General features: G+C 67.3%; 12 protein-coding genes and 4 pseudogenes. 8 read left to right on the top strand and 8 right to left on the bottom strand.

Annotation, left to right across the window (positions count from 1 at the left end; genetic code table 11):
* Nucleotides 1-21 precede the first annotated feature (21 nt).
* The 4 genes and pseudogenes from ACFY29_RS29775 to ACFY29_RS29760 all read left to right on the top strand — a co-directional run.
* Nucleotides 22-372 (top strand): hypothetical protein, encoded by a 351-nt coding sequence (locus ACFY29_RS29775; protein WP_386991450.1) that lies wholly within the window; start codon nt 22-24, stop codon nt 370-372.
* A complete protein-coding gene (locus tag ACFY29_RS29770; protein WP_386991448.1) occupies nt 369-977 on the top strand; it encodes a hypothetical protein in 609 nt (202 codons plus the stop codon). Before ACFY29_RS29775 ends, ACFY29_RS29770 begins: the two co-directional genes overlap by 4 nt.
* On the top strand, nt 923-1,552 hold the full coding sequence (locus tag ACFY29_RS29765; RefSeq protein WP_386991573.1) for a tyrosine-type recombinase/integrase: 630 nt from the start codon (nt 923-925) through the stop codon (nt 1,550-1,552). Before ACFY29_RS29770 ends, ACFY29_RS29765 begins: the two co-directional genes overlap by 55 nt.
* A gap of 195 nt (nt 1,553-1,747) precedes the next feature.
* Nucleotides 1,748-1,849 (top strand): annotated as a pseudogene (locus ACFY29_RS29760) (hypothetical protein); the annotation flags it as partial.
* Between the two features lie 207 nt (nt 1,850-2,056).
* On the opposite strand, the pseudogene ACFY29_RS29755 reads toward ACFY29_RS29760, so the two are convergent.
* The 6 genes and pseudogenes from ACFY29_RS29755 to ACFY29_RS29730 form a co-directional block, all read right to left on the bottom strand.
* Nucleotides 2,057-3,568: pseudogene (locus tag ACFY29_RS29755) on the bottom strand (tetratricopeptide repeat protein); the annotation flags it as partial.
* A 54-nt stretch (nt 3,569-3,622) separates the two neighbouring features.
* Nucleotides 3,623-4,978: pseudogene (locus ACFY29_RS29750) on the bottom strand (putative bifunctional diguanylate cyclase/phosphodiesterase); the annotation flags it as partial.
* A gap of 57 nt (nt 4,979-5,035) precedes the next feature.
* A pseudogene (locus tag ACFY29_RS29745) lies at nt 5,036-7,540 on the bottom strand (SAV_2336 N-terminal domain-related protein); the annotation flags it as partial.
* Nucleotides 7,530-8,510 carry an AAA family ATPase gene (locus ACFY29_RS29740; RefSeq protein WP_386991446.1) on the bottom strand — a complete coding sequence of 327 codons (981 nt, stop codon included), beginning with the start codon at nt 8,508-8,510 and terminating at the stop codon, nt 7,530-7,532. The gene ACFY29_RS29740 and the pseudogene ACFY29_RS29745, both read right to left, overlap by 11 nt.
* Before the next feature lie 7 nt (nt 8,511-8,517).
* A complete protein-coding gene (locus ACFY29_RS29735) occupies nt 8,518-10,245 on the bottom strand; it encodes a trypsin-like peptidase domain-containing protein (RefSeq protein ID WP_386991445.1) in 1,728 nt (575 codons plus the stop codon).
* A complete protein-coding gene (locus tag ACFY29_RS29730; protein WP_386991443.1) occupies nt 10,242-10,616 on the bottom strand; it encodes a CU044_2847 family protein in 375 nt (124 codons plus the stop codon). The genes ACFY29_RS29735 and ACFY29_RS29730 overlap by 4 nt, the downstream gene beginning before the upstream one ends.
* Nucleotides 10,617-10,941: 325 nt before the next feature.
* On the opposite strand from ACFY29_RS29730, the gene ACFY29_RS29725 reads away from it, so the two are divergent.
* Complete coding sequence (locus ACFY29_RS29725; protein WP_386991441.1) at nt 10,942-16,149, top strand: NACHT domain-containing protein; 5,208 nt, start codon at nt 10,942-10,944, stop codon at nt 16,147-16,149.
* Nucleotides 16,150-16,534: 385 nt separating this feature from the next.
* On the opposite strand, the gene ACFY29_RS29720 is transcribed toward ACFY29_RS29725, so the two are convergent.
* Entirely contained in the window at nt 16,535-20,662 is a 4,128-nt protein-coding gene (locus ACFY29_RS29720) for a hypothetical protein (RefSeq protein ID WP_386991439.1), read from the bottom strand.
* Between the two features lie 268 nt (nt 20,663-20,930).
* Between ACFY29_RS29720 and ACFY29_RS29715 the strand changes: the two genes are divergently transcribed.
* From ACFY29_RS29715 to ACFY29_RS29705, 3 genes are all read left to right on the top strand, one after another.
* Nucleotides 20,931-21,128, top strand: coding sequence for a hypothetical protein (locus tag ACFY29_RS29715; protein WP_386991437.1), 198 nt, complete (start codon nt 20,931-20,933; stop codon nt 21,126-21,128).
* A gap of 269 nt (nt 21,129-21,397) precedes the next feature.
* Nucleotides 21,398-21,862 (top strand): hypothetical protein, encoded by a 465-nt coding sequence (locus ACFY29_RS29710; RefSeq protein ID WP_386991435.1) that lies wholly within the window; start codon nt 21,398-21,400, stop codon nt 21,860-21,862.
* A complete protein-coding gene (locus ACFY29_RS29705; RefSeq protein ID WP_386991433.1) occupies nt 21,859-22,851 on the top strand; it encodes a TniQ family protein in 993 nt (330 codons plus the stop codon). Before ACFY29_RS29710 ends, ACFY29_RS29705 begins: the two co-directional genes overlap by 4 nt.
* Before the next feature lie 270 nt (nt 22,852-23,121).
* On the opposite strand, the gene ACFY29_RS29700 is transcribed toward ACFY29_RS29705, so the two are convergent.
* The gene (locus ACFY29_RS29700; protein ID WP_386991431.1) at nt 23,122-23,253 is read right to left on the bottom strand and encodes a hypothetical protein; all 132 of its coding nucleotides are present in this window, start codon (nt 23,251-23,253) and stop codon (nt 23,122-23,124) included.
* Between the last annotated feature and the right edge of the window lie 324 nt (nt 23,254-23,577).

Here is a 23,577-nt window from a genome sequence, read left to right as displayed (position 1 = left end):
TGCTCACCGCGGTACTCGCCGATGGCCGACGCGGTGATCCCGCTGCTGCCCCGGCTGCAGCTGACCGATGCGGTTACCGACGACCTCATCGCCGCCGCGCACGCCGCCGGGCTGCCCGCCCGGCCCGGCAGCTTCCGGGCCATCCTGACCGCCCTGGACGCGCTCGGGGTGCGCAACTACCGCGCCGCCCTGGTCGTGCGGGACTTCGAGCTGCGCACCGCCGGCGTGAACTGCCCGGCCGAACGGGCGGCCCTCGCCCTGGCCGGACACCTCGGCGCGCCGGCGCTGCTCGCCCGCCCGGCCACCGGGCTGCCCGCCGGCGTGAGCGCCATCGACTACCGCCACCTGGCGGCCGTCGGGGCGTCGGCGTGAGCGTGGAGCGGCTGCCCGCCGTCCGGCAGCCGACCGACGTGCTGCACGGCGAGCTCGTCAACGCCGCGGCCACCCCGAGCCGGATCGACCTCACCCGGTGGCTGGCCACCCACCAGCCGGCGGCCGTGGCCGACGTCGGTCTGCTGCACGACCTCGCCGCCGACGTCGCCCGGTTCGCCGAGGCCTCCCGCGCCGCCGGCACCATCCGCAAGTACGACGTCGGCTGGGACGCCCTGCTCGACTGGTGCGCCCGGTTCGGCTTCGACCCCGGCCCGCCCACCCCGATCGAGGTCGTCGCCCTGTACCTGGCCCAGATGGTGCGCGACGACCTGGCGATCTCCACCCAGGACGGTCGGCTGGCCGCAATCCGCGACCGGCACCTCGCCGCCGGGCTACTGCCGCCCACCGACGATCCCCGGTTCCGCCGCATCCGCGACGGGGTGCGCCGCCTGCACGGCCGGCCCGTGGAGGGCAAGGCCGCGGTCACGCTGCCGCTGCTGGCCGCCATGCTCGCCACCCGCCCCACCGGCCGCCGCCCGGCCCTGATGCGCTGCTGGAGCAGCGACGCGACCACCTGGCCGCGCTACGCGACCGGTGCCTGCTGAGCCTCGGCTTCTTCGCCGGCCCGCGCCGCGAAGAACTGGCCGGCCTGCCGGTGGACCACGTGCAGCCGGTCCAGCAAGGACTGCGGCTGCTCATCGCCCGATCCAAGGCCGACCAGACCGGTCGCGGCCGCCACGTCGACCTGCCGGAAGCCCCCGCCGAGCTGGCCGCGATCTGCCCAGTGCGCACCACCGTCGCCTGGCTCGACGCCGCCGGCCGCCGCGAGCACCTGCACCGGCCCGGCCGCCGCCGCACCGGCACGATCCCAATGCTGTCCGGCATCAGCGTCGGCGCCCGGGTCCGCGCCACGGCGTTGAGCGACCGGTACGTCGCCGAGACCGTGAAGCAGGCCGCGCGGGACGCTGGTCAGCCGCCCGAGGTGGTCGACACCCTGGCCGGGCACAGCCTGCGGGCCGGGCTCGCCACCGCCCTCGAAGCCGCTGGCGTACCACAGACGGTCATCGCCCGGATCCTCGGCCACGCCACCGGCACCACCGGCCGCTACATCCGGCACGCCTTCGACGGCGCCGCCCACCACGCCCTGTACGCGTACGCTGCCCGGATCATGGCTGAGTAGTACCAGCCGCACGAAAAGGACGAATCAGGGTCGGTCGGCGCTCACCTGCCAGAGGTGAACTGCGGGCACAGGTCTCACTGCTGATATACTCCCCCGATAGGCTGGCCCTGACTCTGACAATCTCAAGTGGGCCCACTGTGAGGGCTTAGAGGTAATTCGGCAGCCTGCCGAGAAGTTCGGGCATCAACCCCCGCACTGGCACCCTCTGGCGATACGGCCGAACGGTCACGAGCGCGGCTGGCAGCCCGCGAGCGCATCATTATCGCCGACGAGCGCCGGGCCGGCCGATCGGTCCAGTCCATCGCCGAGCAGCTAAAGCGAGCGCCGTCGACGGTCAGCCCGGAGATCAACCGCAACAGCGGCCCGGTAACCGCCGACTACCATCCCTTCGCCGCCCACCCAGCGCGCGGCGGCCCGCCGCCCACGACCCAAGCCGGCCAAGCTGCAAAGCAACATCGAACTACAACTCGTGCCTCGCGTACACGGACCGCTCGCATGATCAGGTCAGGGTTCGGCTTGCCACGCCCGCAACGCCCTGGCCGCCGCTACGGTCTCGGGGTGTTCGTCGCCGAGGAGCCGCGCGGAGTCGGCGACCACCGTCTTGAGGAGGCTGATCGCCTCAGCGGTGCGTCCCGCCTGTCGGTAGGAGGCGGCGAGGTGGGCGCGGGCGGTCAGCGTGTCCGGGTGTTCGTCGCCGAGGAGCCGCGCGGAGTCGGCGACCACCGTCTCGAGGAGGCTGATCGCCTCAGCGGTGCGTCCTGCCTGTCGGTAGGAGGCGGCGAGGTGGGCGCAGGCGTCCAGCGTGTCCGGGTGTTCGTCGCCCAGGAGCCGCTCCCGGTCGGCGACCACCGTCTCGAGGAGGCTGATCGCCTCAGCGGTGCGTCCCGCCTCTCGGTAGGAGACGGCGAGGTTGGCGCGGGCGGTCAGCGTGTCCTGGTGTTCGTCGCCGAGGAGCCGCTCCCGGTCGGTGACGACTCTTTCCTCGATGGTGATCGCCTCGGCGGCGCGTCCCGCCTGCCAGAAGGAGGCGGCGAGGTTGGCGCGGGCAGTCAGCGTGTCCGGGTGTTCGTCGCCGAGGAGCCGCGTGGAGTCGGCGACGACTCCTTCCTCGATGGTGATCGCCTCAGCGGCGCGTCCTGCCTGTCGGTAGGAGGCGGCGAGGTGGGCGCGGGCGTTCAGCGTGTCCGGGTGTTCGTCGCCCAGGAGCCGCTCCCGGTCGGCGACCACCGTCTCGAGGAGGCTGATCGCCTCAGCGGTGCGTCCCGCCTGTCGGTAGGAGACGGCGAGGTTGGCGCGGGCAGTCAGCGTGTCCTGGTGTTCGTCGCCCAGGAGCCGCTCCCGGTCGGCGACGACTCTATCCTCGATGGTGATCGCCTCAGCGGTGCGTCCCGCCTGCCAGAAGGAGGCGGCGAGGTTGGCGCGGGCGTTCAGCGTGTCCGGGTGTTCGTCGCCCAGGAGCCGCTCCCGGTCGGCGACCACCCTCTCAAGGAGGCTGATCGCCTCAGCGGTGCGTCCTGCCTGTCGGTAGGAGACGGCGAGGTTGGCGCGGGCAGTCAGCGTGTCCTGGTGTTCGTCGCCCAGGAGCCGCTCCCGGTCGGCGACCACCGTCTCGAGGAGGCCGATCGCCTCAGCGGTGCGTCCCGCCTGTCGGTAGGAGACGGCGAGGTGGGCGCGGGCGGTCAGCGTGTCCGGGTGTTCGTCGCCGAGGAGCCGCGCGGAGTCGGCGACCACCGTCTCGAGGAGGCTGATCGCCTCAGCGGTGCGTCCCGCCTGTCGGTAGGAGACGGCGAGGTTGGCGCGGGCGTTCAGCGTGTCCGGGTGTTCGTCGCCGAGGAGCCGCTCCCGGTCGGTGACGACTCTTTCCTCGATGGTGATCGCCTCGGCGGCGCGTCCCGCCTGGTAGAAGGAGGCGGCGAGGTGGGCGCGGGCAGTCAGCGTGTCCGGGTGTTCGTCGCCCAGGAGCCGCTCCCGGTCGGCGACCACCCTCTCAAGGAGGCTGATTGCCTCAGCGGCGCGTCCGGCTTCTACGTTCGCAGGATCGGCACCGACCGGGTGCTGCTGGATTGTTAGGGCGGCGCTGTCCATCTCCTCTGGTGCGGCGGGCGGATGTGTATTTTTCAGTGAGGTCAGCATCGCCCGGATCCTGTCGGCCGGCATTGGCTTGAAGAAGTAGTAGCCCTGGGCAGCGGTACACCCCAACGCCTCCAACGCGGCCCGCTGCTCGGCCGTCTCTACTCCCTCGGCCACTACCCGCAGCCCCAACTCGTGGGCGAGCCCGATGCTGGTCCTTACGATCGCCGCCGCCTCCGGTGACTCAGGCATCCGCATCACGAAGGAGCGGTCGACCTTTAGCTCGTCGACCGCAATCCGGGTCAGGAAGGTCAGCGACGAGAAGCCGGTGCCGAAGTCGTCGACGGCGAGCTGCACGCCCATCCCGCGGACCGTGGCCAGCACCTCGTCGATCACCTCCAGCTCGCTCATCAACACCGTCTCGGTTATCTCTAGGACCAACCGGTGCGGCGGCACCTGGTGGCGGCGCAGCGCGTCGGCGATCTCGGCCGGTAGCCGGGAGTCGAGCAAGCTACGGGCCGACAGGTTCACCGAGATCGGCACGTCCAGGCCGTCCCGGGCCCAGTCGGCTGCCACGGCGAGCGCCTTGTCCAGCACGTACCGGGTGAAGGCGCCGAGCTGCTCGCTGTTTTCCACTTGGCGGATGAAGTCGACCGGGCCAAGCCACCCGCGGCGCGGGTGCCGCCAGCGGATCAACGCCTCCACCCCGGTTGGCGCGCCAGTGGACAGATTTAAGATCGGCTGGAAATGCAGTATGAGCTGATCGTTGACGGCGAGCGCCTCGCTTATCTCCGCCAGCAGCGCCAGCTGGTCGGTGCTCGCGGCATCTCGGGCGCTGTCGTACACGGCGACGCTCTCGCCGCTCTCCTTGGCATGGTGCATGGCGATGTCGGCCCGGCGCAGCAGCTCGGTCAGGTCGGCGGTTCCGGCCCCGGCCACCACCACCCCCACCGAGACCTCGACGGATATCCGTACCCCGACCGCCTCGGTCGGTGTGGCCAGCCGCTCGGCGATTTCCCTGGCCTGGCGCAGCGCGTAGGTGACCGGGGCAGTGCGGTCGTCAACCACCGGCACCGAGGTGAGCAGCAGTGCGAACTCGTCGCCACCGAGCCGGCCGAGCAAGTCGCCGGAGCGAGCCAGGGCGGCGAGCTGGTTCGCGGTCAACCGCAGCAACTGGTCCCCGCCGGAGTGCCCGAGGGTATCGTTGACCTCTTTGAGCTGGTTGATGTCCAGCAGCAGCAGCGCCACCGGATGCTCATGGGGGAGCTGCCGCAGCGCGTGGTCGCCCTTGACGAGCATCGCAGCCCGGTTCAGCAGGCCGGTGAGCTGATCATGCACCGCCTCAGACGAGGAGCGCGGTGTCTGCTGCGACTTTGTCGCCGCGACGATCCCTCCGATGGTCCACAGCCTGATCGTGTGGTCGAGGCTCGCCGTTACGACTGCCATCGAATCGTCCGGGAATGTGACGGCTGTCAGCGCTGAGATCGGCCCATGATGGCCAGTCTGTTCGACAAGCAGCGGTGTCCCGCCCGGAGCCCAGACCCTGACCGTGGTGTCGACGCCCGCGCTGGCGAAGGCACCCGCAGGCAATGGCAGCACCGAGTTGACGAACCCCTGATGCGCCGCTAGGACCCGATGTGTGTCGGCCCATGGGTCGCTGACGTGCACCGTGCCGTCATCGCCAGCGCTGAGCACCACCGTTCCGTCTGGAGCTCGCAGGGTGGCGATCGCATTGACCTGCCCGTCGTGCCGGCCGATTCGCCTTGGCGTGCGACCACCACCCCCGAGCGCGTCCGACAGCCATATGCCACCTGCTCGGTCGCCGAACACCAGAAGCCGGACGCCGTGTCGGGCGATCGCGCTGACGGTTAGCACGGCCTCACCATCGGGGTGTTTCATTGCGGGCGCCAGCGGCCGGCCGGTCTCCGGGTCCCAGGCACGGACCGTGGCGTCTTCGCCGCCGGAGATGAGAACCGGGACCTCACCGGAATCGGTCAACGTGGCCAGTGACCATACGGTGCCTCGGTGGCCTGTCAGCGGTCCGCCGAGCAGCGCGCCGGTCGTCACGTCCCACAGCCGGATCGTACGATCGGTCCCGCCGGCGGCGAGGACGGGTCGTTCATGAAGGGTCAGGCAGGTCAGGGCGTAGATCGCACCGGTATGCCCGGTCAACACCCCAGCCGAAGAGCCGTCCATGGGATCCCACAGCCGGATCGTCTTGTCCTCGCCGGCGGATGCGATCAGGACCCGTCCGCCGGGCAGGGGACACACCGCGAGGGCCCTCACCGGACCGTCATGTCCGATGAGGGTGGCGCCTAACCGCCATTCGATGGTTGGGGTCGTCGTAACATGTTCAGCTGACCGAGGTGCCCGGTTCGACCGCTCGCCTGCCGGGTAGAGGCGCTCGAGCGCCGTCGGGCTTAGGAGCGCGAACGCCGTGGACATTGTTCTGGCGGCGCCCGCCGGGTCCGGGACGAGTGCCTTGAAGGCGCTACTGGTGTAACCGGCCTGTCGCTCGATGCTTTCTGACACCTTGAACAGCAGATTCATCGTTGCCGCCGCGTCCGCCCGGCCGAGTCCGTCGAGCAGCACCTCACGAACGCCGGGGAGGAACGCGTACCTGCCCGGCACACCTTGGGTGGGTTTGAGCAAGCCACTGAGAACTACCTCGGCGAGTACGCCCGGATCAGGCTTGCCGAGGACGGCGCGCTGAATGAGTTGCATGAGCGGCACGGCAGGCGTGGTGGTCGCCGCGCAGTGCATCAGCCGTACCGCGGACGGTGAGGCCGCCGACCGGAAGGCGTGGATGAGCTCTGCCGCCGTCTCTTCGGAAGACGGCGGCGAGAGCGAAACGGGCACCGGCCGGCGGTGCACATAGGTGACCGCGGCCGGATCGAGCGCCGCGCCGTTGGCGACCATATTCGCCCAGCCAGCGAGCCAGTCCGGCCGCAGTTCCAGCACTGGTACCACCAACTCGCCCGGGGCCGGACCAGGCAACCCGTCGTACGGGAAAAATCGCGTGTGGCTACTCGGCGCGCACCGCCCGGCCGCCGTCAGGCGGCCGACAGTGACTGGCGCGGCGGTGCGGCCCCACAGACGCTCGGGCAATGGCTGCAGGATGGCGATCGGCCCGTGGCCGGCCAGCCGACGCAGCATGCCGTCGACTTCCCCCGTCCGCCAGGTAGGTCCGCAGCAGTCGCTCATGATGAATGTGACCTGACGCCCGTCTGGTCGAACCAGGGCCGCCGGATTCCGATGGGAAAGGCCGCCTTCCGAAACCAGGACAAGACGGCCTTTGTCGGACCGGTAAAGGTCCCACACAGTGACGTTGCGGAAGATCCCGGATTCGATGAGTGTCTGGCGAAGCTCCGCGCGAAGCTGTTGCCAGACCGCCATGGACGGCGCGACGTCGAACACCAGGGCGAGGTCGAGCCAGCGGCGCGTGCCTGGGCGGAGAACCGGCAGCCAGCTCCGGTGCCGCGGGTCCTGGTCGGCGATGAGATCCGCAGTGGCCGCCTCGTCAACGGCGTACTGGCGCGGGTCCGACACCCGCCGGGCCAGTGGCCTCAGGGCCCGCTGCAATGCAAGCCGATGGCCGAGCGCCGGCGCTGCCGGCGCTAGCAACGGGGTCGCCCGGGTTCCGGTGGTGTCGTCGCCAGCGGGCAGGTGCAGCGGTACGGCGGGCCGGGGGCGAAGGGCCGATGTCGGTTCACCGGGAGCTGCCGACCGATCCGGGGCCCGGCCTATGTCGTCGCCGGCAAATTCGGCGGCCGACCCGCCGTCCGAATTACCGGCCCCGATCGGCGGCAACACCGGGGCACCGACGCGCTCCGCCAGCCAGAGCACCTCCGCCAACTCGCGTGGGCTCGGACTGGCGCCGGTCGCCGATAGCGCCGCCCGTAGCCGATCAGCCCGCATCGGTCTCGGGTGGCTGCGCGGACAGGTAAGGCATCAGAGCGGCGGCCAGCGCCAGGGGGTCCGTCGCGCGGGTAATCTGGGTGAGGTAGATGGCATTGAGAAGCTGATCGGTGGCAAGCTCGCCGGTGCTGCGCCGAACCAGAAACTGATCGATGATGTCAGCGGCGTCGTCAACCAGGTCCGGTAGATGCGCGGCGATGATCCGATTCAGCTCCGCGCCGGTAGGCTGCGGGATCGCGACGGTGATACACCGTCGCAGGAAGGCGGGCGGGAATTCTCGTTCACCATTGCTCGTCATAATTACCAGTGGGAAGGCGCGGCAGGTGACCCGGCCGTCGGTGATCGTGACTCGCGATGTGCCGCCGGCGTCCAGCACCTGGGCGGTAGGGGTAGTGGCCCGAACTAACTCGGGGATCTCGTAGCTGCCGTCCTCGAAGATCGTCAGCAGGTCATTCGGCAGATCGAGGTCGCTCTTGTCGATCTCATCGATGAGCAGCACACGCGGCCGCGCGGACGGCAGCATGGCCGTGCCGAGCGGCCCAAGGCGGAGATATCGGCCAATGTCCTCCTCGTCACTGGCGCGACGACCGGCATCCTGCAACCGGCTCAGCGGGTCGTACTGGTACAGCCCGTCCCGGAGGCTCACCTGGCTACTTATCGACCAGCGCAGCAACGGGCCCAGGGACAGCTCGTGGGCCACGGCATACGCCAGTGTGGTCTTGCCCGTGCCGGGCGGCCCGGTCACCAGCAGCGGCCGGCGGAGATAAAGCGCCGCGTTGACCTGCTGCACGATCTGAGGGTCGGGCCGATACGTGGTCGCCCTGACCACATTGGCATGCGCAGTCGACGGCGGCGGAGAGTCCATCACAGGCCCGCCATCAAACACCCGCCACGGCGGCGGCGCGGGCAGCTTCCTGATGCTGTCGTGCGGCACACCCGTGCCCTTGTAGATTGCCCAATTCTCCAACATTGCCGCCTCACTCCCCGCGGGCCATCTGCAACGGCGGTGTCACCGGATGCTGGGAGGGAGGATCCCACAGCAGAGTGACCCCATGTCCGTGATGGTTTTCGTCGCCGGCTTCGCCGGCCTCCGTCCGCAGTCGTCGCAACACCTCCGGCAGCTCCACCAGTGAGCCCGAGTTCCCCAACGCGGTCATTTGCTCAGCCATTTTGGAGCGGAACTGGCTGCCCGTGCAGTTCTCCGCGGCGCCGTTCCCCTCGGTGTGCTCGGTGCAAGCCTCGCGGCGCCAGAGCATGACGGGCAGCCCACTGTCAAAGGCTGCCCGCAGCGCGGGGTGCGTAGCTACTGGCTCCGGCGCCGCGGCCAAGGCGAGGACGGCCCGTTCAGTGTGCCGGGCGAGCGCGGCCGCCAACTTTGACGCATCCACGGCATCGCGGCATCCGATCCAATGCACGACATCGTCGCAGCCGCTCCCGCACAGGGCCAACCAGCGGCGGCTGTGGTCCCAGTCTGGCGCCTGCTGCTGAAACCGGGCTAGGTCTCGCACGGTGACCGGATGACGCCAGCCGATCCGTACCACGCTGCCCGGTCCAAGCGTCCAGTCGTCCACTGGCAGGGACAGCAGCCCGCGTGGCAGGACGAACTCGACCGCCACTTGCGGACCGCTCGGCACGTGCCGAGCGATCACCTGCGGGACCAACTCTTGCACACGCGTACGGAGCCTGCCGCGAGATACGACCTCGTGACACAACTCAGCCAGTGGCTCACCGGCACGCCGCAATCGGATGCTCAACAGCAGGTTCCGCTGCCCCGAGCCGCTGCGGGACACACATACGGATACAGTAATTGTCTGCTCGGCTGCCGGCGGCTTTAGCGCCTGGTCATTCGGCGGACTGATGAGGCTACGACGGAATAGGTCGAGCACGGACCGAATCCGAGCAGGGTCGGTCCCATCCAGATAGAGCCCTTCGGCCAGATATGCCGCGACCTCGTACGCCGATCCTGCCGCTGCCAGTGCGGCCGGCTCCGGCTCCGGGCCGCGCTCATCTTCCGTAGCCCGGCGGGCAGCCGTGCGCGCGAGGTCGACCGGCATCCCGGCAAGCGCCCGGCGCAACTCGGTGTGGTCCGACGGTGCCAGGGGCCCCAGGGGAAGCAGATCCATCAGCGGCGGCCAGTAGTACTTCAGCCGCACCGTGGGAAGCATATGCCCCAGTCGGTCGGCCCGGTCGGCTGAGGTGATCATCCCGACGACCTCACCGCTGCTGGGCAGAGCAACGGCGGCACCGCTATACCCCTTGCCTACCACGGGGCCGAAAGCGGCTTGACTCTGCAGTTGCACCCATTCACCGTCGATGAGGAACCGGGCGGTGGTGGCCCGCACCGCGGCGATCCTCCCGTAGCCATCGCCTGTCGCTGGGAAGCCGAGAACTACCAAGTCTCGCGGCAGGTCCAACGCGTTGCCGGCGGCGAACCGAGCCGGCGCTACCGGCACGGGCTCACGCAATCGGAGTACTGCGACGTCGCCCTGGCCGTCGCCGCTTGGTTGCCACGTCCCGACGAATTCGACGGTGGCGGACAGCTTGCCGAGGTCTGGCCTGGCGGGCAGCTCTACGGTCGGCTCCGTCATGCCGTACACCACGTGTGCCGCAGTCATCACGTGCTCCGGCGTGATGACGAAACCGGAGCCACCTCCTCGCGGGCGGCCAGCGTCGAATACTCGCGCCGGCCAATGTTCACCGCTCATCCGCCTGCGCGCCCTTGGACGCTATCTGCCTCACGCGGATCGCCCTCGTCCCCGCGGGTCGCCTGGCGTTGCCAGCACAACTTCACCGTGAAGTGACCTTCAACCGCGGACTTCGCCAGGATGGCGCCAGCCTCCGCATTGAGCTTGACGCCAAACTCCAGCTCAATCCCGTCCGGCCGCAAGCTGCCGTCGCGGAACACGCCTAGGGCGCTCTCCGCGGCATCCCGTACGTCCTGCAGTGCGCCCTCCAGCTTCCGCCCGGCATCGGCGACGATCCCTTCCCGGGCCACCCGCTCAAAACCCGGCTCGCCCTCTGCGACCTCCACCACGACCGACCCAGACGCCGTTTCGAAGCGCATCAGTTCGTTCATAGCCGTCACCTCGGAGTTAGTGCGAGCATCGACCCGGATAGCCGCTGAAAGCAGAGTGCGACGGTACTCGCAACGGTTGCCCGTCCGCCATAGCCCTCATGCATTTTCTCGAGTCGTATGTCCGTCAGTGTTAGTCAAGCGTTCTCTCATGCCGCGATCCGTCCAACGGCTCGCGGTCGGTCCATCGCTGAAGGCCCTGGCCAGCCGAGGACACGAGCGCCGGTCGGCAGGCAGGCACGGCCGTCCCAGGCCTGATGCGAAGATTGGACGTCTCCTGCTCCGCCCGGCAGCCGGAGCACCGGCGAGTTTCGGCGAAGGACTGACGATGATGGCCTACCTGGACGAGACGGACGGCGCAGACCGCACCGAAGCACTCCTGTGGGCTGCCCCTACAGGACCGCTTCCCGCGCCACCGATCGACACCAAGGCTCAGGTGCTGCCCATCGGTGACCTGCACTGGCCGGACGCCGAGCGCCTGTTCCTGAAGCTGCTGAATACGGTCCGGCCGGTTCAGTATGCCAAGCTCTTCGGCGTTCCGGGTCAGGCCCAAGGCGGGATCGACGCCTACGCCCGGCTCCCACTGGATTTGACAAATGGTGAAGCCGGCGGCCGAGACTACATCGCCCTGCAATCTCGGCGGGTCCAGTCGTTGACGGCAGCCAGAATCGAGAAGGCTGTTGACGACTTGCTGAAGGGCGAGTGGGCCACGAAGACGGCCGCGTTCTATTTCGCCACCTCGTTCGACCTGCAGGCTACGACGCTGGACGCCGCGATCCGCCAGCAGACCGAACGGCTGTCCAGGCTCGGGATCACCTTCGTTCCATGGGGTGTGCAGGAGGTCTCCGCGCTGCTGAAGGATCATCCTCGCATCGTCGACGACTTCTTTGGCCGGCCGTGGGTCGAGCGTTTCTGCGGGCTGGAGGCAGCCCAAGCCGTGGCCAACAACCTGTCTTATCAGGACAGCAGAGACCTACGGGCCGGGCTACGTGACCTCTATCGGGCGGTCTTCAATGCCCAGGGCGGAGTCCACCCGGCTGAAAGCACCGAGTCCGACCACGAGTTCGTGATCTTGGATGTGGCCCCTAGCCTTCAGCAGTCCACCGTTCTCGAGACCGAACGGCCCGAGGCGACCGATGAGGGTCAGCACCCTAGGCAAGGTCCGGTCGACGGACACACCTACATCGCCTCCCGGCTGGGTGCCCGCCGGCAGTCGTTCAGATCCGCCCGCCACTTGCTCCACCGCACAACCGGATCCGCGCCGGCCGCGGTCGGCTCTGTCGGCGCCGACGAGTGGCTGGCCGCAGCCAAGTACCGGCTGCTCATCGGCCGTCCGGGAGCGGGTAAGTCCAGCCTCCTGCGGTTCGTGGCAACGGACCTGCTCTCGTACGAGCCACAATCGATCGCGCTGCAGCGGGAGCACGCCACCGACCTACCGATCTGGCTGCCGTTCGGGTTCCTGTGCCGGCACTTGGAAGCATCGACGGAGAACTCGCTCGTCTCGGCTGCCGAAGCCTGGCTGAAGTCGCAGAGCGCCGTGTACCTGTGGCCGCTGGTCCAGCGCGCCCTGCGAGACGATCGCCTGCTACTACTCGTCGACGGCGTCGACGAGTGGAGCGACGTCGGTGCAGCCGAACGTGCCCTCGGGATTCTGGAGGCGTTCCTCGTGCGTACCAACGCCTCAGCGGTCCTCTCTACGCGCCCGTACGCGGTCGACCGGCTCAACTGGCGGCTCCCGTGGGCGCACGCGGAGATCACACCGCTGACTGACGGTCAGCGCCGTACGATCGCCGCCGGGATCCTCCTGACGGCCGGACAGGCGGAAGCCGTCCCGGCCGGCCGATCGACGTGGGGCGCAGGGGTAGAGCCTTTCCTCAACCATCTCGCGGCGATCCCGGAACTCTCCGCACTCTCCCGGTCCCCCCTATTCCTGACGTTGCTGGCCGCGACATGGCAGGGCGAGCCTCTGCCGCGGCAGCGGTTCAAGATCTACGCCCGGCTCGTCGAGTTGCTTATCGAGAAGCATCCTCAGATGCGGCAGCGGGCCTCCCACGCCGACGGAGGGCCACTTACAGCCGCCGAGGTGACCACGCTGTTCGCCGCCGTGGCCTACCGCCTTCGCGTCAAGGACCCCGCCGGCGCCGTCACTAAGCCGGAGATGCGCAAGCTCATCGTCGAGTCGATGACCGACGACGAGGTCCTCGGCTACGAGCAACCCGCCGCCCGCAAGATTGCCGATGCGGTCCTCGCCATGGCGGAAGACGAGTTCGGCCTCATCGTGTCGCACGGCGCAGGCGCCTTCGGCTTCCTGCACCGAGTCGTGCTCGACCACATGGCCGGCCAGTACCTCGCCACGCTGCCCGCCGACGAGCAGGTCGAAGCCGTGCGGCGGTTCGTCCACGACCCGGCCTGGCGCGACGTGCTCGTTGCATTACTGACCGCACAGGTCAGTTATCACGCCACCGAACTGCTGCTCACTGCGGCGCTCGGCGTCGGTGACGGGCCGTGGGCAGACGTCGACGGGTACGATCTGCTGGCTGAAGCGCTCGCCGCAGGCGTCAGGCTCACCCCGAAATCTCAGATCACGTACGCGAACCGCCTCGTCGAACGCGTCGAGACCCATCCGTCGCTGCGCCACCGGGCGAACCTCATCACCGCGCTCGTCGGCACGCTCGCGAGCCACTCCGCCTGCAGTCACCTGCTCCCGATCGTGAAACGGTGGCTCACCGCGCCTCGCCCCGACCCGTCACCGACTATGTGGGGGCTACGAGATCTCGACGTCACTGACGATGTCACCGCCGGGTACCTGTTTTGGGGTATCCGGCACCCCGAGGACAACGTGAAGGTCAACGCCGCACTGGCCATCGCACACCGGCTCGGCGGTCAGCCACACATCGCCGACCGGCTCGTGGCGTTCACCGAGACCGGGCCTTCCTCGGCAACGCAGGCCGCAGCCATCCTCGCCCTCGGCAACGGCTGGGCCGAGGCACCCGAACACTCCCGCTTGATCGACTGGGCCCGCCGCCAGCCGTCCACACCACTGCGGCTGGTCGGCCTGCACCTGCTGCAACGCGGCACCGCGCACGGTGACGCCGCGCTCTTCCGGCCAGAAGAACGTGACTGGCTGCTGTCACTGCTCCGCCAGGAGGAATATCTCCGCGGGCCGTGGCCGACAGCAGACCTCGTCAACATCGCCGCCACCGGCGACGCGCAGGCGGCCGACTTCGCGCTGGAAACCTTGACGACGAACGGACGCACCGGAGGCGACCGATGGCTCGCCTGGACCCTTGCCTGCAACGCCTTCGCCGACGACAGCCGCTTCAAGGAGTGGGTGGCGGCGGAGCTCGCCGAGCCGGAGGCACGGGGCTTGACTTTGTACGACCCCGGCATGATTCCCCAGCAGTGGCGTGACGATCCGGCATTCGCCCAGGCACTCCGCCCCTACGTGGACGCCACGCTAAACAAGCCGATGGCGTACCGCGTCGCCGGTCTCGCCACGGCGATGCCACCCGACGATGCCCGAACGGTGCTGCTACGCGGCCTGGACGCCTGGCGACCCTACGCCGCAGCACGCACGCTGGTCGAGCAGTACGCAGACGACGAGCAGGTCCGTCCAACCCTCACCAGCCGCCTTTACGGTGAGTACGCGCGCGCCGCGCCCATGGCCGGCGTTGCCATCGACGTGCTCGGCCCGAAAGAGGGCTTCGCCGTCCTGGTGTCCCTCCTACGCCAGCCAGATGAACGTGGGCGCACGGAAGAACAGGTCATCGTCGCCGAGGCGACAGCCGAAGCCTGGAAGCGGCTTGAGGACACCGCCCGGGACCCAGGAGCCGAAGGCGAAGCCGCGCGGGACGTGCTCGCCAGCTACGACCCGGCCGAGCTGGCGGCGCTGTGCACGGCCGTGAACCCCCACCACCTGATGTGGCACGTCCCAGCCGTCATCACCGCCTGGCCCGGACAACCAGCGGTCCAGGAGTTCGCCGACAAGCTCATCCACGACCCCCAGCCCATCACCTCAGGCATTCCGGACACCATCCCGGTCGCAATTCTCAGGGCGTACTGCCGCAGGACCGACGAACCCTCCCGCCGAATCCTCGACAAGACCCTCAACCTGCTCAAGCACATCGAACCAGAGCTGCGCGAAGTCCTGGCCTTCGAACTGGCCCGCAGCTCGCTCGCCGCGAACGACCTCATCGACGTCATGGGCGAGTGGAGGAACGAACCCGACACCGAGGTTCGCCGCAACGCCTTCATCGGGCTCATCCAAGCAATCCAACGTCACCAGCAAACCCACGACGACGTAGCAGGCGCCGACACGCTGACCGCCGAAATGGCATGGCTCCGCAAGGAGATCAAGAACGACCTGTGCGCCTACGGCCCCGAACTCGAAGAACGTCGCCAACTGGCGTGGATCGGCATGCTCATGCTCGGGGACCTCACGCTCAGCGACGGCATCCAAGAGACTATCGGCCACGAAGGGCAGGTGCCTGGCGTCAAGCTCGATGTGCTCTACGACGGTGACGTAGACCATATCCTCGCCGACCTGGTCGGCGAGAACTGGGAACGGTTGCAGGTCCACTTCGGTGATGAGCTCTTCGCGCGCCTGAACAGCACGTCCGACCGACAGCGTCGAACCGCCAGCGAGCAACGCCACCACGTCATGTCAGCGCTGGCGACCGTCGCTTCCCGGTACCCCGCCATCGCGCAGATGCTCCGCGGCGAAGCCGACGCCGATGCCGCACTACGGGAGGATCGGCGCTTCCTCCTGTGGGCCAAGGAGGAGAACAGGGGCGACGAAGGAGTCCTCCGGGCGCTCGTGGCCAACCTCGGCGGAACGGTACACGGGCGGCAGGACCAGGTCGTCGACTCACTGCTGGACCGAGACAGCTGGAGTGTGCCCGATGAGGCATTCAAGGCCATCCTCACGGAAGACGCGATCGACACGGGGTCCGGCCTCGTCTACGTCAGCGACACGCTAGCCACGTACGCTCAGCTGTTTCCGGCGGACGCCGTATCCATCGCCGCCCTCCGTGACCTCGAATCGTGGTTCCGAACCGACCGCGCGACTCGCGAACGCCGCGATTGGGACGACCTCCTCGCCATCGCGTTCGCCACAGTTGACCCGCAAGGTCTGCCCGCCATCGTGACCCGCGCCCACACCCGCATCCGCATGGGCACGTCCGACCGGTACCTGCCCATGTTCACCAAGCCGCTCATGCGGCGGCTACGAGTAGACGTTGACGCCGTCGAAGCGTTCAGGGCCGCGCTGCGTGAACCGATGAGCATCCGTGAGGACAGCCCGATCTTCGAGACCTCCTGGGACCCAATTTCCGACGTGTGTCCCGACCTGCAACCGCTACAACGCACGTACCTCTTCGCCGTCGTTCTACGCCATGCGGGCGCCTTACCTCAGCAGGATGCGACCGTGGCCACCCGCGTCCTCGCATCCGCGTCACCTGACACCGTCGTGCACAATCCGTTCACCAACCATGAAGGCCCGCTCCGCCTAGCCGCATTGGACCTCACCGCTCACTGACAAGGCCATCCTGGTTCGAGGCTTCTGGGACACCGTTGCCGGGGTTGACGTGGCAAACCCTGATGTCCTCGCCGGCACGGCTGGGCCGCGCTGGACCTGACGGCACGTGGGAACCGGACGGCGATCCAAGGCTTTACGCCTGGTAGGCATCCGGCCAGCGCCAAGCCACCATTCTATTATCATGCCCCGATACGGATCGCCGAGATGGAGAGCCACACATACCGCCCTTGCGGGAGCAGCAGGACCGGTAGCCGTCGGCGGCGACGCGGCTCGGCCAACACCCCCCGACAGGCTGAGGCCAGCGCAATCCTCGATGTTGCGAAACGGTATGCAAGACCATGGAACCGGGCGCGGCTGAAATTCTTGGGGTATAGAAAATGGAGATCTAGCGAGACGATTCAGTCTGAGCTTCTCCGGCTCCCTCCGACGGGTTCTCATCGAGGCTGAGATCCAGCACCCTGACGCGTGCGTTAATACCGCGGTCGGCGAGCATCCGAGCACGGCTATCCAATTCCTCAGCAATGCTGGAACACCCTTTCCTCGCCCTGTTCCGGCGCGTGTCTCCGCTAATCCATGCATCGCCGTCATAGTACCCAACGATATAGATCCCGGTTGAGCCATGCGGCCCGCGGAGGTAACGGTTACCGAGCTGAGCTTCGATGGCTGTGATCACGTCGCGGTGCCAGTTGCATTTAACCTCTATGGGTAGCTTGACGGCATCGCCTGCGTTTGCGGACGCTATGGCGAGCAGGTCTGGTTGATCGCCAGCCTCCCCGGCCAGTCTGGGCTGGATCTCTGTTTCCCGTAGCATCGCAATCCGTGGCCGCACTCGTCGCTCAAGTTCGCGGGCCAGCCGATCGGAGAGTTCATTCTCCTCCGGCGGCGCGTAGCCCACCCACTGCCCTCCGCGTCGTTGCCGATGCCAGAAGAGCGCCTTTATCGCCCGATCACCTTGAATATCCTTGATTAAGGTGTCGAGTTCTTCGAGAATGAGCTTTGCCAGCTGATCGGGTGTGCGAACGATCCTCATCACGTGGTTGTCGAGGACGGTCAGGATTTCAGTCGGATCAGGTGGTTGCCAAGCGGCGGCTTTTGCGTTGGTGCGCGCTAGCCGGGCCGTGTGGCGCAACCAGACGTCTCCGGTTGTACGAGCGATCTCGTCAAGCGCTTGGACGGCCGCCGCATCGGGTATGTTGGTCAGCCGTGCCAGCACCTCTTCGGGGAATTCCTCGGCTGGATTCACCGAATAGGGGACGCCGGGCTGCGCCTTCCTTCTTGGTGGAAGGGCATCCCGTGCCCAGAGGTAGAGGGTTGCAAGTTGGTTGGGGGTAAGGGCCTGCCCGAACGCTGGTAGTTCCGCGGAAACCTTTGCGATGACAGCGCGGGCGAAGCGGATGTCTTCTTGGAGCGCTGCGAGGATTTCGGGAAAGGCGTCTTGCAGGCCAGGCATACGGGCTAGGGCTGCTGTTGCTTCTACCGCGCGTTCCTGCGCTTCCCGTACGTTGTCGTCGCTCTCCTGTCCGGCGTCATCGTCCAACGTCCGATCGACTGCACGATACCGACGCAGATGCGCGATGGCGGCGTCAGCGGCTAGCTCGGGAAGCGATGTCGCAGCGAGTTCGAGCAGTCCAGCCAGCGAACGCGGATCGGCATCGGCAGTTGTTGTCAGATCGAGGGCTGCCTCACTCAACGCCGTCGATCGGTATCCGCCCAACTGGTGGACCAGCCAACCGCGGCCCTCTGATACGTCGCGGCGTAGCTGCTCGATGAGAATCTCGTCGGTTCGCTCCCGGTCGGCAGCCACACTGCGGGCTCGGGCAAACCTCGATGCTGCGTCCGCGGCGGGTGTCCGCAAGAGGTGGGGAAGCCATCCAAGCCAGTGGTCTGGTGGCACTTCATCGAGTGCATGCCGATCTTGGATCGCGAGAATGGCATGGGCCTGGACGATGTTAGAACTGGTTTCGTGGTCAGCGGCGTCGAGGTCCCCTCGACGAAGGTACTTTGCAGCCGCAGCAGCGACTCGCTGGCGTTTTTCCGCATCAAGAGCCGGCCAGGCATTGACCGGCTGCCAGCCCCGGTCTCGCACTTCGACTTGCCGGTCGAGTTCACTAATTGCCGCGGCAAAGTCGTCGGCGCTGAGCGCGGCATCCAGGCGCTCAACGGAGAACATGAATTCAGCCCCGCGAGCGTCATGTCGATGCGCCTCCCGTGCGGCGAGAGCCTCCTGCTCCTTGCGTGCCCTGATTGCCGCGTCACCGAACAGATTCTCTACAACGGCGGGCGGCACATTCAGCGTCAAGGCCCGCTGCCTCGCGGAACGCGACTCCTGTTCATTCATCCGCCAGACAAGGCGATCCAACACCACCTTTGCGGAGAGGGCTGCCGGAGTGTCCGCAGCCAGTCCCTCCGCCAATTCCGTCAACCACCAGTCAAGATCTTCTGTTCGGATCACTCCTGCGTCGAGGAGACGTGCGGTGCCGCGTTCGCTCCGACGGCCCATGAGGACGTCGCGGGCAAAAGCGCGGCGATGATCGTCGCCGATGCCTGCTAGATCCTCCAGCATCCAGCGGAAGAAGCCACCGCTCGCGTGCATGCTCCGGACTGTTATTGCCACCGCCTGGCCCCACAGAGGCTCGCCGGGCCCCACGGAGGAGACGACGTCCAACACTGCTCTTCCCGCTAGATTGTCGTAGCTAGGATCATGGTGCGATAAAGCGTCGGTGAACCACGGCAGCAAGTCACGCGGTCGCACCTTTCCGGTGCGTGTGGCCCTCTCGAAGAGACGGATCATGCGTCGCCCGATGCCGGGCACGTTGGGGCGCCGGTCGTCGCCGGTCACGATAGCGAGGAGTTCCTGCGTGGACAAACGCGTAGGCCATAACGATTCAAGCAGCGATATTCGCAGCTGACGTGGCACGCCGGCATTTGCCGCCATCGCCTTGAGGCTGTCGACCAACTCCTGGTCGGGACTGCCAGTGAGGGCGTGGGCGGCGAAACATGCGACTTGTACCTCGTCATCGTAGTCGTCCGGCCCGAGGTTCTGGACTGCGGCGACGAGCATGTCGAAGATCGGACGATCCAGCTCGTGTAGATCGGTCACAGCCGCTATCAGGACAGCCTCGCGCCGTATCGCGGCCGGTTGATTCGGGTCAAGGAGCGGCCGAAGGTCCGCGTCTAGGCCGTCGTATGCCATGCCGTGGTACTTCAGTCCGGCATCAGGTACGTCGCCACCGCCTAAGTGCGACAATATTGCCTGGCCTACACGGCGGCGCTGCTCATCGGACCGCCTGGAAAGATCAAGGTTGACCAGGCTCTGCGGTTCATGCGTGAGCATCCACTCAAACCAGCCGACGTCCGCAGCGGCCAGCCAGGCTCCCACCTCCGCCAGTTGCGGCAACAGATCAGAAGGGTCGCTCGGATCGGCCAGCAAAGCGAGCGCAGTCTTGTGCGGAACCGCTCGGAGATGCTCGGCGCACAGATACTCTTCAACACTGCGGTGTATCCACGTACGGCCATCGGCGCCACCGGTAAGCAGCGCCGAGTCAAACACCGCCTCCAAGTCATCGCGGGTCACATCTTTACTGATCAGGATGTCCAGCTCGACCTGGCCCACCGCAGGCACGGACGTACGACGATACGCGACGCGGGGTCGACCGGTTAGCAGCGTGGCCGCGGCGAGACGCCCAGCGGCGGCAATTAGTCGGTCGAGCGCCGGCCCCGCCTGCCGCCGTTCATGGCGCCGCTCTCCTACTTCCTGCGCCAATACCTCGACACCAAGGTGGTATACGTCAACTCGGCCGTTCGGGAGCTCCGAGGACCTGTTGACACCCAAAAGCAAGCGCAAGGTGATGGGCCTCGCCGCCAACGGTCCTGCACCTGAGTCACGTATCGCCGCGACGAAGGCATCGACATCATCGACCTCCGTAGCTGCCGCCTGGCGGATCTGTTCCACGGTCAACGGTGCAAGCGCGAGCGATACCGCGTCACCACCCGACCATTCCGATAATGCATGGGCCAGGCTGACCGGCCACAGCGAACTCCGACAGGTGATCACGACCCGTACGTTGTCCCGATCCAGTCGACCAAGCTCACGCCGCAGGACATCCCCGAGATTAACGACGGAAAATAGTGGTTCGTCGAACCCGTCAAGCGCCAATGTCAGGCACTCCGCACCACTCGCCCGCCACCGTGAGACCGCTTGCCGGACGGCGTCGCTCACTTCACTTGAGCTTAGATGCTCGCCAAGATCAATATCTTCGACAAAGTAACCCTCGGAACGAAGCCGCCCGACCTCCGCACGCAGCTCAAAGGACTTGCCCATCCCAGCATCGGCAAGCAAAATCACGGCCCGGCGCTCCGAGTGGTCAGCAAGCACCGACACTTTTGGGTAGTGGTGACGGAGGAACATATCGGACAGATCTGGCAACATTCCGTCGCGATCCAGTGTCGGCTGGACATCTGCAGGAAGCCACCACCGCGTCCAAGCAACCGGATCACCTGCTACAAAGCCCACAAGCAAACAATATTCGGTGCAGGTTAAGGTCGGCTACCACCTTGAGCGCGTTTCGGCTCGGGCGACGTTGCAGGGGGTGGCTTTGCACCTGCGGGTTCTGCACTCGACAGAAGCGGATGCGCCGCCTTGCCGATGGCGCATCGCTGGTTACGGAACGCCACGACGGCCACCCACACTACCCATGGTCTCGGTGAGGCCGCGGGTCGGCTCGGGAGCGGTTGGAGCGCCGAACTGCCCGCTTTATCTCAGCTTCCGTCTACACGACGCTGTGCATGTTCAGCTGTACCTGCCTGGGCACCACGGCGGGGACACCCGCGACTCGCCCAGCGTGTCCGGTCTGTTGATGCGGGCCCTCGGCTTCGCCGAGAACATGCGCGCAGCCGCCAGAACCGCCGGGAGCACCAACGCGGGTGCCCGCATCACGTTCGCCGACGTGTTCTCCTGTATGTCCCCCAAGCCGACATGAACCGCGATTCGGTGATGACAGCACGCGGGCGCAGTGGTTACGGTGGGCTTCTCGACGGTGGGAGGTGTAGCCGTGAGCATTCGGTTGATCGGTGACGACGGTGCCCTCTGGTGCCACGGTGGGTCGGCCGCCGCGTCTCGGACGGCCGTAGCAGCGCGGTTTCCGAGGTACGCTGTGCCGCCGCTCGATCCCCGGTCGCCGCTTGGGTCGCGGTAGGACCGGAGCCCGGCATGTCACGCCCGCAGGCCGCCGCTTCGCGGCAGCGGTGCGTGGCTGCGGGACAGGTCGACGTGAGCTTCGTCTGTTCCGACGGGCAGGACCGCAGGGAGCCGCTGGACCAGTGCTGGATGCAGCCGTTCGAGGCTGCCCGCCCGATACACGCGACGCGGTCGAAGCGGGGTTCGAAGGGTTTCGCCGGGTTGTGGTGGTTCGCCACCACCGCGGATCACGTCGGCTACGAATCGTGGCTGCAGCGGGATCATGTCATGGCGTGGGACTTCGACCCGACGGTTCTGTCGCTGGCGCCACGGCCGTTGCGCCTGATCTGGCAGCGCGACGGCAAGACTGTCACCCATACACCGGACTTCTTCGGCAGCCTGTCCCACCTCATCCGCGCCGCGGCGATACGCGCGATCCTCGACGGCACCGAGACCATCTCGCGGGCCGCGATGGACGCGGTGCGCATTGACCACGCCGCCGAGTCCTCCGCCCGCCGCGCCGGTTCGCGACAATGATCCCGGCAACCGCCGGCTGGGGGCAGCCGCGGCTTCGGCGGCTGCCCAGACGCATCGCCCCGGTACACGACGAGACGCTCGAGTCGTACATCGGCCGGCTCGCGGCGAGAAACTATCTGTCCCGCGCTGATCTCGCGGCCCACCTGACGCCGCGGCGCCAGGGCAGCCGCCGCGGAGTCATCGCGTCGGAGTCCCTCGCGGCGGTCACCGGATTCGCCGAGCCGCGGCTGGCCTACGCCTTGCCGGAGATCCGCCAGCGCGTCCCGTACCGCTACGCGCCGCCGATGATTGGACAGGTCGTCGGCAGCTACCCCAACCGGCGGCATCCGTCATGCCGAAGGTGCGCGGGCGCCACCGGCCCCGTGACGATCTGGGCACGATGCGACTACAACGTCTGTGTCCGTCACCAGCTGTGGGTCGGCGACGGTGTCTCGCAGCCACGCGACCAGGTCGACGTGGCCGACATGCCCGAGATTGTCCAGGCGCAGGTGCGGCTGCGGCGGCTCATCCGCCGCCGCGGTTACCCCCGCGTGCGCTTCTACTTCTCCGACGCCTGCGCGATCGAACACTGGGGCTCGCGCAACCCGTTTGCTTTGACCCCACGCAACGAGCGCATGCGGCGTCTGCACGCCCGCGAGCACGCGGAGTTCCTGCCCTTGTCCTACGGCTACGCGGCGCAGTACCCCGAGGTCGTCACGATCTTGTCCGTGATCTCCTCACCGTTCTGGCGTCGCATGGCCACGTCGATCGAGATCGCGGACCGCTTCCGCTTTTACGACGAGATCCTCAAGGGACGTCCAGCGCACCCCTCCAGGTACAGCCACGGTGGACTCGCCTCGTGGATCAACCACGAGCGACACCCAACCGGGCCCGCTGACCCCGACGGCGAGCGGACCCTGCGCCGGCTGTACCTGGGCACCGCCGGAGTGCTGCGACTGTACGACCCCGCAGCCGATGCACCTCACCGTCCGCACGGAGCGCAAGCATGACTATCAAGACCACCATCGCTCCCGCACCCGGACCGGACCCTGGACCCTGGACCTAAGACCAAACTGACCTCTCCCTACGAGCGGCTCTCTTCGTCACCGAGTGGCTGCTGCTGCCGGTGACGACTTCGCGCGTGACGTAAAACCTACTGTCAAGGTGGTCTCGCAGGACGCCCACGGGCTCCCGCGCCCGCCGAGAGACCCGCTCCCGCGGGTCTCTCGTGCTCTGTCGCAGTCTTGCGGCGGACGGGCGTGGACGTCGTCGCGTAGTCATCAGCACCGAAAGCGGTAGACCTCGTAGCCGGCGAGGGTGACGTTGCGGCTGCCGGCCGCCGTGCGGGGCGTATGCGGGTGGAGGCAGCCCAACCCGCCGGTGGCGTAGTGCGTGATGCCATCGACCGCCACTGCGAAGCGACCCTCACCAGCCTTCCGAACTCATCCCGTCAAGAGCCACAACCGTTGCAATTCACCACACTTGCTCCGGCCACACAGACAGCCCTGCTCCCCAGAAGCCCAAACCTGTTCAATGCGAAGCCCTGGACTCGAAGTCCGCACTTGGCCCGAGAAAATGAGAAAGCTTGCACCTGGCCCGAGATAATGAGAGCCATGGCTCTTCAAGGATTCTCACTAACTTGGGCCACTGCAGATCAAGAGCCATCCGCGTGGCCCAGGTCAACTGAGAAATGACAACCGGGACGGTGACTACCAGTACGGACATCGATGTGCTTT

The sequence above is a fragment of the Micromonospora sp. NPDC000668 genome (genome assembly GCF_042897975.1).
Taxonomy (GTDB): Bacteria; Actinomycetota; Actinomycetes; order Mycobacteriales; family Micromonosporaceae; genus Micromonospora.
Note: the sequence above shows the minus strand (reverse complement) of the source record. Positions and strands in the feature narration are given on the sequence as shown.

Coding starts and splice junctions, on each gene's coding strand:
- ACFY29_RS29775 (WP_386991450.1), top strand. CDS start 22: ATGGCCGACGCGGTGATCCCGCTGCTGCCCCGGCTGCAGCTGACCGAT.
- ACFY29_RS29740 (WP_386991446.1), bottom strand. CDS start 8,510: ATGTTGGAGAATTGGGCAATCTACAAGGGCACGGGTGTGCCGCACGAC.
- ACFY29_RS29735 (WP_386991445.1), bottom strand. CDS start 10,245: ATGAGCGGTGAACATTGGCCGGCGCGAGTATTCGACGCTGGCCGCCCG.
- ACFY29_RS29730 (WP_386991443.1), bottom strand. CDS start 10,616: ATGAACGAACTGATGCGCTTCGAAACGGCGTCTGGGTCGGTCGTGGTG.
- ACFY29_RS29725 (WP_386991441.1), top strand. CDS start 10,942: ATGATGGCCTACCTGGACGAGACGGACGGCGCAGACCGCACCGAAGCA.
- ACFY29_RS29705 (WP_386991433.1), top strand. CDS start 21,859: ATGATCCCGGCAACCGCCGGCTGGGGGCAGCCGCGGCTTCGGCGGCTG.